This is a genomic window from Endobacterium panacihumi, assembly GCF_050847465.1.
Lineage (GTDB): Bacteria > Pseudomonadota > Alphaproteobacteria > Rhizobiales > Rhizobiaceae > Neorhizobium > Neorhizobium panacihumi.
Genome location: NZ_JBOZRA010000002.1, coordinates 366,916 through 382,130 on the forward strand (window position 1 = coordinate 366,916; position 15,215 = coordinate 382,130).

Here is a 15,215-nt window from a genome sequence, read left to right on the forward strand (position 1 = left end):
TCACTGGCCCCCAAGATTTACGGCGGTACCGGCGACGAGATCCGGCAGTGGTGCGGTGACGATAGTTTCACCTTCCTCCACCCCGGAAACCTGCACGAGATTGCGGTCGGTCCAGCTCATGCCAAGTGTGACCGGCTGTCGGCGAAGTGTATCGCCTTCAACCTTCAGGACAAATGTGCCTTCCGCATCATGACGGATCGAGGCGGCCGGTAGAGCGACGACATCCTTTTGCGCATCCACCTGCAGAATGCCGGTGGTGAACATGCCGCCGCGCAGCAGGCCCTCGATGTTGTCGATGGCAACGAAAACACGCACGGCGCGTGATCCGGCAACGGCGGTCGGTGAAATGCGCATGACCTTGCCATCGAAGGTGCGGCCGGCAAACCCTTCGACGGAGAGGGCGACCGGCTGTTCCAGCTGCACCAAAGGAATGCGGCTGGTCGGCACGCCCGCATCGACCTCCATGCGGCTGAGATCGACGATCGTCATCAGTTCGGTATTCAGCGGGACGGTCTGGCCCTGATCGACGGGCCGCGTGGAGACGACGCCATCAAATTCGGCTCGCAGTTCCGCATAGGCGAGCGAGCGTTCGGCATCCGCGACCTCTGCCTGTTTCGATCGCAACTGGGCGCGCAGATTGAGCAGATTGGCACGTGCCTCCAGGCGGGTTGCATCGGATGCCGCCCCCCGCTCTCCCAGCGCGGTGTTGCGCTCGAGTACGGATTCCGCCAGTTCGATCTGAGCACCAAGAGCATCGATTTCCGCCTTGCGGGCGGTCACGGCTGACGACAGGCCCTCGGTATCGAAGCGCACCAGCAGGTCGCCTGCCTTGACCACATCGCCGATCTGAACCGGCAATTCCACGATTGTCGAGGAGACCCGCGAGGTGAGCGTCGAGCGGCGGATGGGGGTAAGCGAGCCGGCAATACGGACTTCCGTGGCGATATCCTGACGGACTGCCTTGCTGACATCGACCTGGGCAAGCTCGAGCGGCCCATCCTGTTTGGCAGGCTGTTGTGCGCCGACACCGCCCGCCGCGGCAAGCAGAACGAGGCCGAGCAGGGCCGCAGTTGCGTAGGTGCTGAAGCAGGAGATGTCGAAACGCGAAACGTTTTTGGTGTTCATGATCTTTCCCCTGCGGGTGATTGATGGATTGCCGCTGCGCGACCGGTGCTGAAAACATTCGGCTCGATCGGGTCGCAGATCGGCAGCGTGCTGGCCTTGCGGATCGCCTGCGAAAGCTGCTGCACGATTTCTTCCGGTGTAAATTGCTGTCCGTGGTCGATCGAGGCGATGCTGATGGTTTCATCGATCATGCGAATGGCTGCGGCAACGGTTGCGGCGCATAAACGAACATCAAAGTCCCGTGCCGAGCGATCGAGACGATCGGCGATGATGGCGATCATATCCTGTTCCACCGCGTGACAGGCGAGCAGCCAGACGGCGCGTAATGCCGGCTCGGCTGCCATGCGCGCAATGAGATGAACCACCAGAATTCCATCACTTGCGTCTTCCGGCGAAACGTCATCGAGTTTGCAGCATTCATGAAGATGCGCCTCGATCGAAACACTGCGCGGCCATTGCCGCAGTCTGGAATGAAAACGCATGGCCGTTGATAAAAACAGAGGCTCGACGCAGCTTTCCTTGGACGCGAAGTAGCGCCATATGGTGCGTTCGGAGAGCCCGGAGACAGCTGCAATCTGCGCGCCACTGGTGGCGGCGACGCCATTTTCGACAAAAAGCCTTGCGGCATGACGGGCGACCGTCAGGCGGGCATCCTCGCGACGACTGTTCATTCGCTTTCCCTGATGATCAAGATGACATTAAGTGGCAATAATCGTGGCAGTTAGTGACATTTGTGTGGCGTCGCGTTTTTTATGAACCGCGCTTGGGCTAGACAAGTCACGGATGGCATGACCGCCAGCCATTCATACCAAAAATGGTTATGGGCTTTTCGCGTCTGAAAAGCCCGGTTTTCCAGTGGATTGGCCCGCACGGCAGTATTTCGCTTTGATCTCGATCAAATGCCGGGTTTTGAATAAAATTACTGATATCGCAGTTGGTTTTATCATTCTGGGGAGGTGTATATTGCTGGATATTTTCTATGAGCGATCAGTCTTCCCGTCTCGAAAGGCAATTCCGCTGCGAGAGCGAGATACCTCTCGACTTTAACGAGCTTTTCTTTTCGCGAACGGATGAACGCGGAAAAATACAGGCTGGTAACGAGGTCTTCCAGAGGATCAGCGAGTTTTCCTGGCCGGAACTTCTGGGGAAACCGCATAACATCGTTCGCCATCCCGATATGCCGCGCGCCATTTTTCGGCTTCTATGGGATCGGTTGCAGCAGGACAAGCCGACCGGTGCTTATGTGAAAAACCGCGCCAAGGATGGCCGGTTCTATTGGGTCTATGCCATCATCACGCCGATCGCGGGCGGCTATCTGTCGGTGCGCATGAAGCCGAGCAGCACGCTGCTGCCGATCGTGGCGTGGGCATATGCGGACTTGCTGGAGATGGAGAAAAGCGAGGGGCTTTCTCCATCCCAGAGTGCGGAGCGTCTTCTGCAAAGACTGTCCGCTTTGGGTTTCTCGAACTATGACAGTTTTATGGGCGCAAGCCTGACGGCGGAAACGGTCAGTCGGATCGGGCATCTGGGAAAAGGAACCCACCCGGCGGTCTCGCTTTACGGCCAACTCATGTCGGCCTCGAAGCTTCTGCTGGAAGCGGCCTCGACCATTGCCGATGGTTATCAGCGATATCGTTTCGTGCCGTTGAACCTGACCGTGCAGGCCAGCCGGCTGGGGGATACGGGCAAGGCGATCAGCACGATCTCTACCACTTACGAAGAATTGTCGGGTCAGATCCGGCTGGGGCTCGACCGGTTCATCGCAGCGACCGAGCGTGTATCACAGGCGATCCATGAAGGCGCATTTCTGCTCGCCACGGCAGAAGTGCAGGGCGAAATTGCCGCGGTTTTCGATCGTGAAATAACGTTGCCAAATTTTGATCACCTCGAAGAGGCGAAATTGCTCAAGCAGCAGCGCAATCGTTACCAGGACGATGCGGTGCGCACGGTCTTTGATGTGCAGCGCGAGGTGCGAAGCTTCGCCGAGGAAATGTTTGAGATAAAACGGCTGAGTTCCGGTCTTGCCGCCATACGGGTCATGGGCAAGGTCGAGGCGGGATATCTGGAGACGACGGTTCTGTCCGATCTTCTCGCCGATCTTCAGGCGTTTCAGGAGATTCTGCGCAGCGGACTCGATCACATTCTATCGCTGAACGACACCGTCAAGCTCAATGTATCCCAGTTGGTTATCGGCAATTTGATGCGGGACGACGAACTTTCTCTGGCTTGATGACGAAGCCTTATCGGACGGAGTGTTGATTCTTCAGGCAGGGCACCATCCGAATTGTGAACCGCAGCCACATTGAACATTTGTCGCGTGCAGAATAGGCATGGTCTTGCCATGACCGCTTACCTCAGCCTCTTCTTCGCCGCGCTCGTGGCCGCCACCATGTTCCCGGCCCAGTCCGAAGCGGTTCTGGTCGGGCTGATCGTGACCGGCGATTATCCGGTTTGGCTTCTTGTACTTGTCGCTTCAGTCGGCAACGTTCTCGGTTCTCTGGTGAACTGGGTTCTGGGCCGCGGCATCGAGCGGTTTCGTGATCGTCGATGGTTTCCGATCAGGGGGCCGGCGCTTGAACGGACACAGGGCTGGTATCGCCGTTATGGAAAATGGTCGCTGCTCGCAAGCTGGCTGCCGGTGGTCGGCGATCCGCTGACCGTGGTGGCCGGGGTGATGAGGGAGCCGCTGCCGACGTTCATTTTTCTGGTCACCATCGCCAAGACCGCGCGTTACGCCATTCTCGCGGCGATCACTGTCGGGGTGATCTGACGGGCGCGCGGGCCGCCCTCAATAGACCAAAGTTCGAGCAGGCATGCGCACCACCTTGTTTTCGACCTGACGATGATCAGTTATGACAGTCTTCGATGTGCAAGGGAGGTGTCATGCAGAACGTGCTGGACGAGGTTGAGCGTCGTCGCGCGGAGGCGCGGCTTGGTGGCGGGGAGAAGCGGATCGCGGCCCAGCATGCCAAGGGCAAGCTGACGGCGCGCGAGCGCATCGAGGTTCTCCTGGACGAGGGCTCGTTCGAAGAATTCGATATGTATGTCACCCATCGCTGCACCGATTTCGGCATGGAGAACCAGAAGATTGCCGGCGACGGTGTGGTGACCGGCTGGGGTACGATCAACGGTCGGCAGGTTTACGTTTTCTCCCAGGATTTTACCGTGCTCGGAGGCTCGCTGTCGGAGACCCATGCGCAGAAGATCTGCAAGATCATGGATATGGCCGTGAAGGTCGGCGCGCCGGTAATCGGTCTCAATGACTCGGGCGGCGCCCGTATTCAGGAGGGCGTGGCGTCGCTCGGCGGTTATGCGGAAGTGTTTCGCCGCAATGCGGAGGCCTCCGGCGTTATCCCGCAGATTTCGGTGATCATGGGACCTTGCGCGGGGGGCGCGGTCTATTCGCCGGCCATGACCGATTTCATCTTCATGGTGCGCGACAGTTCCTACATGTTCGTCACCGGCCCGGATGTGGTGAAAACGGTGACCAACGAGATCGTCACGGCCGAAGAACTGGGCGGCGCTACCACGCATACGAAAAAATCCTCGGTTGCCGATGCCGCTTTCGAAAACGATATCGAGGCGCTGGAGGCAGTGCGGCAGCTGTTCGATTTCCTGCCGCTCAACAATCGTGACAAGGTGCCGGTGCGGCCGCATCACGATGATCCCAACCGGTTGGAAATGCGGCTCGACACGCTGATCCCCGACAGCGCCGCAAAACCATACGACATGAAGGAACTGATCGTCGCTTTGGCCGACGAGGGCGATTTCTTCGAAATCCAGGAGGCCTTTGCGAGGAACATCATCACCGGCTTCATGCGCCTGGAAGGTCAGACGGTGGGCGTCGTCGCCAACCAGCCGTTGGTGCTGGCGGGCTGCCTCGATATCGATTCATCCCGCAAGGCGGCGCGTTTCGTGCGCTTCTGCGATGCGTTTTCGATCCCGCTGCTGACGCTGGTGGATGTGCCGGGTTTTCTGCCGGGCACGGCGCAGGAATACGGCGGCGTCATCAAGCACGGTGCGAAGCTGCTGTTCGCCTATTCGGAAGCGACCGTGCCGATGGTGACGCTGATCACCCGAAAAGCCTATGGCGGCGCCTATGACGTGATGGCGTCGAAACATATCGGCGCCGATATCAACTACGCCTGGCCGACGGCGGAAATTGCCGTGATGGGTGCCAAGGGCGCGACCGAAATTCTCTACCGTTCCGAACTTGGTGATCCGGAAAGGATCGCGGCGCGGACAAGGGAGTATGAGGAACGGTTCGCCAATCCGTTCGTGGCGGCCGAGCGCGGGTTTATCGACGAGGTGATCATGCCGCATTCCTCGCGCCGCCGCATCACCCGCGCCTTTGCGTCGCTGCGGGGCAAGCAGGTGAAAACGCACTGGAAAAAACACGACACGATACCGCTTTAGAGGAGACAGGCCATGTTGAAGAAAATCCTCATCGCCAATCGTGGTGAAATCGCCTGTCGGGTGATCAAGACGGCGAAAAAGATGGGCATCGCCACCGTTGCCGTCTATTCGGATGCCGATCGTGAGGCATTGCATGTTTCGATGGCGGATGAGGCGGTGCATATCGGTGCCGCACCCTCCGCCCAGTCCTATCTCGCCATCGACGCCATTCTCGAGGCGATCCGCAAAACCGGAGCCGATGGCGTGCATCCCGGTTATGGATTTCTCTCGGAAAATGCCGCGTTTGCGGCAGCGCTTGCGAAAGAAGGTGCCGCCTTCATCGGACCTCCGGTCGGTGCGATCGAGGCAATGGGCGACAAGATCACCTCCAAGAAGATCGCGGCGCAGGCCGGCGTCAATATCGTGCCCGGGCATATGGGGTTGATCGAACATGCCGATGAGGCGGTGAAGATTGCCGCATCCATCGGCTATCCGGTGATGATCAAGGCGTCTGCCGGTGGCGGCGGCAAGGGTATGCGCATCGCCTGGAGTGAGGAGGAGGCGCGCGAAGGCTTTCAATCGTCGAAGAACGAGGCGAAAAGCGCGTTTGGCGACGACCGCATTTTTATCGAAAAGTTTGTCACCCAGCCGCGCCATATCGAAATCCAGGTTCTGGGCGACCAATATGGGAACATGCTTTATCTCGGCGAGCGGGAATGCTCGATCCAGCGGCGAAACCAGAAGGTGATCGAAGAAGCGCCATCGCTGTTTCTGGATGCGGCGACGCGGCGGGCCATGGGCGAGCAGGCGGTGGCACTTGCCAGGGCGGTCGGTTATCACTCGGCCGGTACTGTGGAGTTCATCGTCGATGGCGCACGCAATTTCTATTTTCTGGAAATGAACACCCGTCTTCAGGTGGAACATCCGGTGACGGAACTCATCACCGGCATCGACCTCGTGGAGCAGATGATCCGCGTGGCTGCCGGTGAAAAACTCTCGTTCGGTCAGAGTGAGATCAAGCTGAATGGCTGGGCGATCGAAAGCCGGCTTTATGCCGAGGATCCCTATCGCAATTTTCTGCCGTCGATCGGACGGTTGAGCCGTTATCGCCCTCCGTCCGAGGGCGAGGCTGTCGGCGGGACCATCGTGCGCAATGATACCGGCGTCTTCGAAGGTGGCGAGATTTCGATGTATTATGATCCGATGATCGCAAAACTGTGCACCTGGGCGCCGGGTGAGGGCGAAAAGGCGCGTCGTGCCGCCATCGGGGCGATGTCGCAGGCGCTGGATGCGTTCGAAGTGGAGGGGATCGGTCACAACCTGCCATTTCTGTCAGCGGTCATGCGCCAGGAACGGTTCCGCGCCGGTCGCCTGACGACCGCCTATATCGCCGAAGAGTTTCCTGAGGGTTTTGACGGCGTCCCGCCGGATGAGGCGGAAACGCGAAAACTTGCCGCCATCGCCGCCTTCATCCATCGCGTCGTTCGGCACAGGGCAACCGGCATTTCCGGCACGCTTGCCAATCGCCGCGCGACCGTTGGCTCCGACTGGGTGGTCGCCTTGCCGCACAGGGACATCGAGGTCTCTCTGAAAGAGGGAGCAGACGTCGTTTTCGATGACGGGGTGTCGGCAGCGATCCGCTCGGACTGGCTGCCCGGTCAGACGCTTGCGGACTTTGCCGTCGGTGGCGAGGTGCTGAGCGTCAAAGTAAATCTCGTCGGATCGGCCATCCGGCTTCGCTGGCGCGGCATGGATGTGGTGGCACGCGTGCGGTCGCCGCGGATCGCGCAGCTTGCTAAATTGATGCCGGTGAAGCTGCCGCCGGATACATCGAAAATGCTGCTCTGCCCGATGCCCGGCATCATCACCGCGATCCATGTGGCGTCAGGAGATGTGGTCGAAGCCGGTCAGCCGCTGGCAGCAGTCGAAGCTATGAAGATGGAGAATGTTCTGAAGGCGGAAAGAAAAGGTATCGTCAAACACGTGTCCGCAACGCTCGGCCAAAGTCTTGCTGCCGATGATCTGATCATGGCGTTCGAATAGCGGCAGGGTATTCTTACCCAAAATCTCGAAATTTGTGATTTTCGCATTTTTTGACGTGCGTTGTATCGCCAGATAGCTATCGTGCCGATCCCACCTCGTGGAGACCGGCGATCACGCCTGCCTTCATTTCCCGCCTCCGGCATATCTGCCATCGCCTGCCCGTGCGCGGGCGATACCTATCATCACTTAAGAGATCTCATGAATTTTCCGCCCATCTCGTTTCCTGATCGACCGCTGGCATTAAAACAGTCATCGCTTTCCTTGCCACGCGGTTATGCGCTCTCCGCACCGTTCATGTTCCTGCTCGCGGGCTTTCTGCTTTACTGGCAAGTGCCGGACCTGCTGCGTGATTATCGCATCAGTCAGAACCCGATTGTTCTGGAAGACGGGGAATTGCGCGATGGCGAGTGCAAGATCAGCAAAGGCCTGCTTGTCAATTGCGACGCGCGTCTCGTCTACACCTATAACGGCCGTTCCTACGACAGCAGGACCGAAATTTTCTTCGTGGATTTCCACGTTGGCAACTATGAGACCGATCTGGTCATCTCCGCGGACAATCCGGAACTGGCGACGGTCAGTCTCGGGCTGGACAAGATGTGGAATCGTGTCATCTCGTTCGGCGTGATGTTCGGGCTGATTGCCGCCATTTGCCTTGCCTCGATCTTTCTGGGTCTTCGTGTTTCCTATGCTCGCAGCCGGCTGACGACGCCGGCACTGCTGACACCGGTCCCGGTCGAGATCGTGACATTCAACCAGAGCGGCCGTCAGATGTATGTGACCTACGCGGACAAGATCGCCGACGACAAAACCAAGCGCACCGCCTACACCCGCTTCGGCAAAGGCCATGAGCCGGTCATCATTGGCGAAGCGCAAGACGGTTCGCCGGTCGCACTGGCTGTGCGCCATGGCAAGACCGCGCTTCCGGTGCTGCTCGATAGCGGGCTCGAACGTATCAAGATGACGGATGAGGAACGTGCCGCAGCACTTGCCTCGATTGAGGCGGCGCGGGCTGAAATCGGCGAACCGGCATCGCTGCGCGATCCGAACAAGAGGGGTTTTTTCCTGCGTTTCATCCGCACCTTGCTCATCGTGCTTGTCGTGATCATCGTGGCGGCGATGGGATATTGGCTTTGGTATGTCACCAGCGGTTACACGCAATTCATGCCGGCCGGCATGGAGATCAACGCCAGGCTGCCAGGCCCGTTGAACGAATGGGGCTGCGACCAGTTGCAGAAACGCTTTGGCGACCAGAACGCGCCCTATGGCTGCACGGCCAGCGATTTCAAGAGCTGGAAGTGACGGTCGGCCTGCCGCTGAACACGGCGGCAGGCTTGACGCCGTGAGGCGGCAGCCTAGTTTTTCGCCTGAGGTACCGGCACATTGATGGGGAAAACGATGACGCCATCTTCCTGGGTGTTCAAAGGACTGCTCGCCTTTGTTGGTGCCGTGGCTGCGGGCTATGTTTTTGAAGATGTGTTTGGTGGCGACGGCGCTGTGGCGTGGATCGTGTCTGGTGCCATCCTCGGCGTCACGGTCGGCCCACTTTTCCAGTCGCTTCTTGCCTGGCGCAAAGAGCGCGATGCGGCGCGTGCCGCGACAAAAGAAAAAGGCGGGAATGCCTGAACATCCCGCCTTGTCTTGAATTGATGCTGACCCGGATCAGAACTCTTCCCAGTGGTCTGTCGCGACGGCGGTCGCTGCACCACTTCTGCCACCAAAAGCCTGGGCGATCTTGCCAACCATGCTGCGGGCCGGCGATGCTGCCGGTGCCGAGCGCGGCGATGCTGCCATGACAGATGCCGTCTGACGCAGGGCAGCTGTCTGGCTGCCGGCGGTGCCGCCGTGGCCAAGCTGGAACTGGCTGATCAGCTCGCGCAGGCGCCCGGCTTCCGTCGCAAGCGTTGCGCCTGCGGCGTTAGCTTCTTCCACCATGGCAGCATTCTGCTGGGTCACTTGGTCCATCTGGTTGACGGCGGTATTGACCTCGGAAAGCCCGACCGACTGTTCGCGTGACGAGGTTGCGATCGAATCCATGTGCTGGTTGATCGTGACGATATGAGCCTCGATGGCGTGCAGCGCTTCGCCCGTCTCCCGCACCAGCTTGACACCGGTGCCAACCTCGATCGAGGACTTGCCGATTAGGTCCTTGATCTCTTTTGCAGCACTGGCCGAACGCTGTGCAAGTTCACGCACTTCCTGCGCCACGACGGCGAAACCCTTACCGGCTTCACCGGCGCGCGCCGCTTCCACGCCGGCATTCAATGCCAGCAGATTGGTCTGGAAGGCAATGTCATCGATAACGCCGATGATATTGGAGATCTGGCCTGACGATTCCTCGATGCGGCCCATTGCCTGCACGGCGTTCGCCACGACCGCACCCGACTGGCGCGCGCTTTCATTGGCCTGGATCGCTACCGTGCGGGCCTCTTCGGCGCGTTTGGAGGAATTGGACACGTTGACGGTGATCTGGTCGAGGGCGGCTGCCGTCTCTTCCAGCGACGCGGCCTGCTGTTCGGTTCGTTTGGAAAGATCGTCGGCGCTCTGGCTGACTTCGCGTGAACCGCTGTCGATCGAATTGGTGGCCTGCGCCACCGAGCCGAGAGTGCCGCGCAGCTGGCTGACCGTGGCGTTGAAATCGGCGCGCAGACTTTCGAAGTCCTCGGCAAACGGACGGTCGAGCTGGAAGGTCAGGTCGCCGGACGACAGATGTTGCAAGCCGGTGGCGAGCCCCTTGGTGGCTTCGGCCATCTGCTCGGCGCGGATGCGGGCATCCTCGGCGTTCTGGCGGCGCTGTTCCTCGGTCATGTTGCGCTGTTCGTCGGCCTGGCGCTCCAGTTCCTTGGTTTTCAGCGCATTGTCCTTGAACACCTGCACGGCACGGGCCATGGCGCCAGTTTCGTCTGGACGGTCCTCGCCTTCGATCGTGGCGTTAAGATCGCCTGCCGCCAGGCGTCCCATGGTCGACGTCAGGCGGCCGATGGCATTGCCGAGGGATTTTGCGAAAAGGAAGAAGGCTGTCAGCGCAATGATCGAGGTGAGAAGCGTGACGCCAAGCATCGTCCAGAGTGCCGTGCGGGCCGCCGCAGTGATTTCGGTCGTGTCGGTGCCGATTTCGAAAACACCGATCTTGTCGCCAGAAAACGAGGTGAACGGAACCGCCTTGACCAGCATGTCGCGGCCACCAAGTGTTGCCTGCTCGAACACATCCTTGCCGTCGAAGGCGGCCTGAATGATGTCGGCCGGCAGGAACGGCGTACCGCCTTGCGTCGAAGACTGGTTGGTGAGTTTGCCTTCCTGGGTGACATTGACCGAAATCTCGGCACCCAGACGCTTTGCGAGCGGATTGAAATAGGCGTTCGACAATTCGGTTCCGACATCGACCACGCCAACAACGGTGCCGCTCACGACAACCGGGGCGACCGCATAAATGCCGATACCGGCCCGGCCCGGCTCGATTCCGGCGGCAAGCCTGCCGGTCGAGACGGCTGACTGCATGGTCTTGCGGCGACCGATGACGTTGTCGCCGAATTTATCCGGCGAGTGCATGCGGGCGATGATATCACCCTTGGCATTGCCGATAGTGATGATCTGCAGGCCACCGGCCTCCTTCATCGCCGCCATGTTCGTCGAGAATTTTTTCAGCAATGCCTGGCGATCATTGCCGGCGATCAAACCGGGCAAGTCCGGGTCGCCGGAAAGGGTCAGCGCCAATGCAGAGGCGGAGCGCTGGATTGCCGCCATGTCAGTCTGGATGACTTCGAGGTCGCTGGCGGCTTTGGTATAGAGCGCCTTGTCGCTCATGTCGGCCTGGCGGTACCAGGCAAGGCCGCCAATAGCTGCGCTGGCAAAAAGCACGGCGGCAAATCCGTAACCGGTGATCTTGAGCCACAACGGGCTCTTTATGGTTCTGGCGGTCATTACTGCGGATATCCTAGTACAGTGATGAAAAATACGTTCTTCATCGCCGACCATTGTCAGAAATATTCAATTTTAGATAAATTTCATTTGTCAGTCAGTGTAAATTAAAATTTATACTCGCCTTTTGGTTGATTTTTCGATGAGGCTTGTAAATGCCGCAATTCTGCGTGTTACTTGATATCGGCAATATTTCTGGTGCAAGGTCTATCCTATGGTTGTAGTGCAGATGACGCGCCGTTTTCTGATTTCAGGTCTTGCGGCTACGAGCATGGTTCCGCATTTGGCGCATTCAGCCGATTTTCCCGTGCCTGCCAGTCTGCCGCTGGAGAGGCGGGATTATGCGGCGGCTCGGCAGCGGTTTCACACGCATCTGCTCAGCAAGGGTCCATCGCCGGAAAAATCAACGCCGCTCGGCACCCCGCCGGGTGCCTTGCGGGTGACTTATCCTGGCGGACCGGATGGCTCAATCGAACTGATCGCCTGGCTTTCTGATCATCAACCATCGTCGAAACCGAAGCCTGCCGTGCTGTTTCTGCATGGTGGAAATGCCACCGGCGATGGACATTGGGCATTGATGAAAGCCTATTGGGAAGCAGGCTTTATTGTGCTGCTGCCATCCTTTCGGGGCGAAAACGGGCAGGACGGCAATTATTCCGGTTTTTACGATGAAACGGCGGATGCGCTTGCCGCCGCGCGTTATCTCGAAGACTTGCCGGGTGTAGACCGGAATCGTCTTTTTCTTGCCGGCCATTCGAACGGTGGAACATTGGCGCTTCTGGCGGCAATGACGCGAAAATTCCGCGCCGCCGCGCCTATTTCGGCGGGTGTCAATTCATGGCGCTATTTTCACCGCTACTCCGACGAAATGCCGTTCGACAGCGGCGATCCGACGGAATTTGTCATGCGCTCATCGGTCTGTTTCGGGCCAAGCCTGAAATGCCCGACCCTGCTTTTGCGTGGATCGGAGGAGCGGCCTTTCGATGCGGATCATGAACTGCTGATGGAGCGTGTACGCGCCGCGAAAATGCCGATCGACAAAATGCTGCTACCCGGAGATCACAATGGCGTGGTGCCGGGTGCCGTCGCTGAAAGCATACGCTTCTTCAACCAGTTTTCCTGATAATCATAGCCGGCTCATCAGATCGAGCCGAATAGCAGCGAACGATGCAGACCGGCTCCGGCGAGATTGCCATCGCCGACAGCCAGCGCGACCGACGCCATCGGCCGCGCGACATCGCCGCAGGCAAACACGCCGGGCATGCTCGTCTCTTTCATCGGATCCGTCTTGATGACCGAGCCAACCGGGTTTTCCTCTAGTTGCAGGCCAAGTTGCCCTGCCAGCGGGCTCGCCATCTCGTAACGCGCAAGGGCGAACAGACCGGCGAAGCCAAGCCTGCGTCCGTCTGCAAGAACGATATCGGCATGACCGATAATTTCCCGGATCGGGCTGCGTTCGACGGTGACACCGCGCGCTGTGAGGCTTTTCAATTGCTCCGCATCGGGTTCGAATGCGTCGTTGACGAGAAGGGTGGTGAGGCCCCAGTCCGGCAGCATCAGGGCGTGATGCATGGAGAGGGCCGAGCCGGCAATGACGCCGATATTGCCCTGATTCAGCTCGTAACCATGGCAGTATGGGCAATGAAACACCGACTTGCCCCAGCGTTCCTTCAGTCCTGCGATTTCGGGCAGGATGTCGCGTACGCCGGTGGCCAGCAACAGCCGCCGTGAGTGGTGGCGTTTGCCGGCAAGAGTGACGGCGAAGCCTTTCTCCGTGCGTTCGGCGGCTTCGGCACGACCAGCGAGCCAGTTGATCGTTTTGTATTCCATTACCTGCGCTCTCGCATCCGCCGCGATCACGGCGGGATCGACGCCGTCCTGCGTCAGAAAACCATGTGAATGAGCGGCAAAGCGGTTGCGGCGTTTGCCGTCGTCGATGATCAGCACATCGCGGCGGGCGCGACCCAGCTGCAGGGCGGCGGAAAGCCCGGCGTAACTGCCGCCGACAATGATGACGTCGTGGATGGGATCGGTCATGAACTGCTCCTTCCTGTTTCGAAACAACATAAGTTACATGATTTTAAAGAGTCAATAGTCATGCAACTTTTGTTGTGACGAATAAGGGTGACTGTGCTATCAGCCAAAGGTATTTTGGAGAACGAAAGGGCAGACATGCGACAGGACAGCCGGCTTTCGCGCATGTTGCACGTGCTGATTCATATGGGGCATCACGATGGCGCGCTGACGTCCGAGATGATTGCGAAAATGCTCGACACAAATGCGGTAGTGATCCGCCGCACCATGGCCGGGCTGCGTGAGAAGGGGTATGTAGCGTCCGAAAAAGGCCATGGCGGCGGCTGGACGCTATCACGGCCGTTGGATGAGCTGACTCTGCTCGACATCTATCGGGCTGTGGGTGAACCCTCGGTTTTTGCTGTCGGCCCCGCCTATGACATGCCGGGCTGCGTCATCGAGCAGGCCGTCAATGCGACGTTGAAGGATGTGTTCGCCGAGGCGGAGCAATTGCTGCTGCAACGTTTTGCGGGTGTGACGCTAGCGGATATCGCCCACGATTTTTCCCCGCCGACACGCGCAGGCGGAGCAGCAGGCGGTAAGTGCGGCAATGCCAAGGACGACGACCTCCCCGCATCATAATCAGAACGTCACCAGCTTCGCGCCAGTTGCAGCCTCTAGGTTCAAGGTGACGTCATCTGCCGGAAGCGGTTCTGCCCATGCGCCTGTCCCATCTGCCTCTTCGCCGCGTGTTTGTGCTTGCCACCACGCTGTGTGCGACCACCAGCCTTTCGGGCTGCCTGTTCGTGACCGATACGACGCGCATGGATCCTGCTGTTTTCGTTCAGGAAACCGCGCCGGTCTTTGCCGTGCCTGCTTATGTCGATCCGCCGAGCAACAATCCACCGCCGATGCCCGGGGCCATTCCGCACAAGCGCCAGCTCTATCCGACCGATTTCCACCAGACCTATGGTCTGCCGGTCTCCAATCCGGTTCACCGCACCATGTATGAGGTGATGCGCGATGAGGGCCATACTCTGCCGTCCATTCCGACCTCGCGTGTCGATCCGCGTTTCCTGCGCCAGGAAGTCTCCTATCAGACGAACGAGGCTCCCGGCACGATCGTCGTCGATACCAGGGCGCATTACCTTTATCTCGTCCAGGAAAACGGCAAGGCCATGCGTTACGGCGTCGGCCTCGGCAAGGCCGGTTATGGGTGGACGGGCCGCGGCATCGTGCAGTGGAAGGCCAAGTGGCCGCGCTGGACGCCACCGGATGACATGGTTGCCCGCCAGCCGGACCTGCGTCAGTTCGCAGCCTCTGAAGGTGGCGCGACGCCCGGCCTCAACAATCCGCTCGGTGCACGCGCCATGTATATCTACAAGGATGGGAAGGATACGCTTTACCGTGTCCACGGCACGCCGGACTGGCAATCAGTCGGCAAAGCAACGTCTTCCGGCTGCGTGCGTATGTTCAATCAGGACGTGATCGACCTTTATGAGCGCGTGCCGGCAAAAACGACGATCGTGGTGATCTGATCACGGTCGCGGAAATTGTCGCTACGCCAGCAATAAAACCTCATGCCTTTCCGTGGCCGATCCGTCGCTATGGCCTTATGTTTTGACGAAGGACAGGTGATATGGCCGGTCGATGACGGTGTCGTGGAACAAATCTTCACGATCCTCGTTTAAGCCGGTCCCGCCTGCTGCTTGATGCCGCATTCG

The 15,215-nt window shown here is 59.1% G+C and carries 13 protein-coding genes; 9 read left to right on the top strand and 4 right to left on the bottom strand.

The window, feature by feature from the left end:
- Both ACRQ1B_RS13535 and ACRQ1B_RS13540 read right to left on the bottom strand, forming a co-directional pair.
- Positions 1 to 1,125: an efflux RND transporter periplasmic adaptor subunit gene (locus ACRQ1B_RS13535; protein WP_432294200.1), complete on the bottom strand. Its 1,125-nt coding sequence runs from the start codon at positions 1,123 to 1,125 to the stop codon at positions 1 to 3.
- Positions 1,122 to 1,796, bottom strand: coding sequence for a TetR/AcrR family transcriptional regulator (locus ACRQ1B_RS13540; RefSeq protein WP_432294202.1), 675 nt, complete (start codon positions 1,794 to 1,796; stop codon positions 1,122 to 1,124). Before ACRQ1B_RS13540 ends, ACRQ1B_RS13535 begins: the two co-directional genes overlap by 4 nt.
- Positions 1,797 to 2,104: 308 nt before the next feature.
- Between ACRQ1B_RS13540 and ACRQ1B_RS13545 the strand changes: the two genes are divergently transcribed.
- From ACRQ1B_RS13545 to ACRQ1B_RS13570, 6 genes are all read left to right on the top strand, one after another.
- Positions 2,105 to 3,355 (top strand): PAS domain-containing protein, encoded by a 1,251-nt coding sequence (locus tag ACRQ1B_RS13545; protein WP_432294203.1) that lies wholly within the window; start codon positions 2,105 to 2,107, stop codon positions 3,353 to 3,355.
- Positions 3,356 to 3,466: 111 nt separating this feature from the next.
- Positions 3,467 to 3,895 carry a YqaA family protein gene (locus ACRQ1B_RS13550; protein WP_432294204.1) on the top strand — a complete coding sequence of 143 codons (429 nt, stop codon included), beginning with the start codon at positions 3,467 to 3,469 and terminating at the stop codon, positions 3,893 to 3,895.
- A gap of 113 nt (positions 3,896 to 4,008) precedes the next feature.
- A complete protein-coding gene (locus ACRQ1B_RS13555; RefSeq protein WP_432294205.1) occupies positions 4,009 to 5,541 on the top strand; it encodes an acyl-CoA carboxylase subunit beta in 1,533 nt (510 codons plus the stop codon).
- Between the two features lie 12 nt (positions 5,542 to 5,553).
- Positions 5,554 to 7,563, top strand: a complete 2,010-nt coding sequence (locus tag ACRQ1B_RS13560) for an acetyl-CoA carboxylase biotin carboxylase subunit (RefSeq protein ID WP_432294206.1) — start codon at positions 5,554 to 5,556, stop codon at positions 7,561 to 7,563.
- A gap of 198 nt (positions 7,564 to 7,761) precedes the next feature.
- A complete protein-coding gene (locus ACRQ1B_RS13565; protein ID WP_432294207.1) occupies positions 7,762 to 8,862 on the top strand; it encodes a hypothetical protein in 1,101 nt (366 codons plus the stop codon).
- A gap of 96 nt (positions 8,863 to 8,958) precedes the next feature.
- The gene (locus ACRQ1B_RS13570; protein WP_432294208.1) at positions 8,959 to 9,186 is read left to right on the top strand and encodes a hypothetical protein; all 228 of its coding nucleotides are present in this window, start codon (positions 8,959 to 8,961) and stop codon (positions 9,184 to 9,186) included.
- Between the two features lie 36 nt (positions 9,187 to 9,222).
- Here ACRQ1B_RS13570 and ACRQ1B_RS13575 read toward each other — a convergent pair whose 3' ends face one another.
- A complete protein-coding gene (locus ACRQ1B_RS13575; protein ID WP_432294209.1) occupies positions 9,223 to 11,481 on the bottom strand; it encodes a methyl-accepting chemotaxis protein in 2,259 nt (752 codons plus the stop codon).
- Between the two features lie 211 nt (positions 11,482 to 11,692).
- On the opposite strand from ACRQ1B_RS13575, the gene ACRQ1B_RS13580 reads away from it, so the two are divergent.
- Entirely contained in the window at positions 11,693 to 12,601 is a 909-nt protein-coding gene (locus ACRQ1B_RS13580) for an alpha/beta hydrolase family protein (RefSeq protein ID WP_432294210.1), read from the top strand.
- A 17-nt stretch (positions 12,602 to 12,618) separates the two neighbouring features.
- On the opposite strand, the gene ACRQ1B_RS13585 is transcribed toward ACRQ1B_RS13580, so the two are convergent.
- Positions 12,619 to 13,515, bottom strand: a complete 897-nt coding sequence (locus ACRQ1B_RS13585; protein ID WP_432294211.1) for an NAD(P)/FAD-dependent oxidoreductase — start codon at positions 13,513 to 13,515, stop codon at positions 12,619 to 12,621.
- A 135-nt stretch (positions 13,516 to 13,650) separates the two neighbouring features.
- Between ACRQ1B_RS13585 and ACRQ1B_RS13590 the strand changes: the two genes are divergently transcribed.
- Entirely contained in the window at positions 13,651 to 14,133 is a 483-nt protein-coding gene (locus ACRQ1B_RS13590) for an Rrf2 family transcriptional regulator (RefSeq protein ID WP_432294212.1), read from the top strand.
- Between the two features lie 77 nt (positions 14,134 to 14,210).
- Positions 14,211 to 15,029, top strand: a complete 819-nt coding sequence (locus tag ACRQ1B_RS13595) for a L,D-transpeptidase (RefSeq protein WP_432294213.1) — start codon at positions 14,211 to 14,213, stop codon at positions 15,027 to 15,029.
- The last annotated feature ends 186 nt before the right edge of the window (positions 15,030 to 15,215 follow it).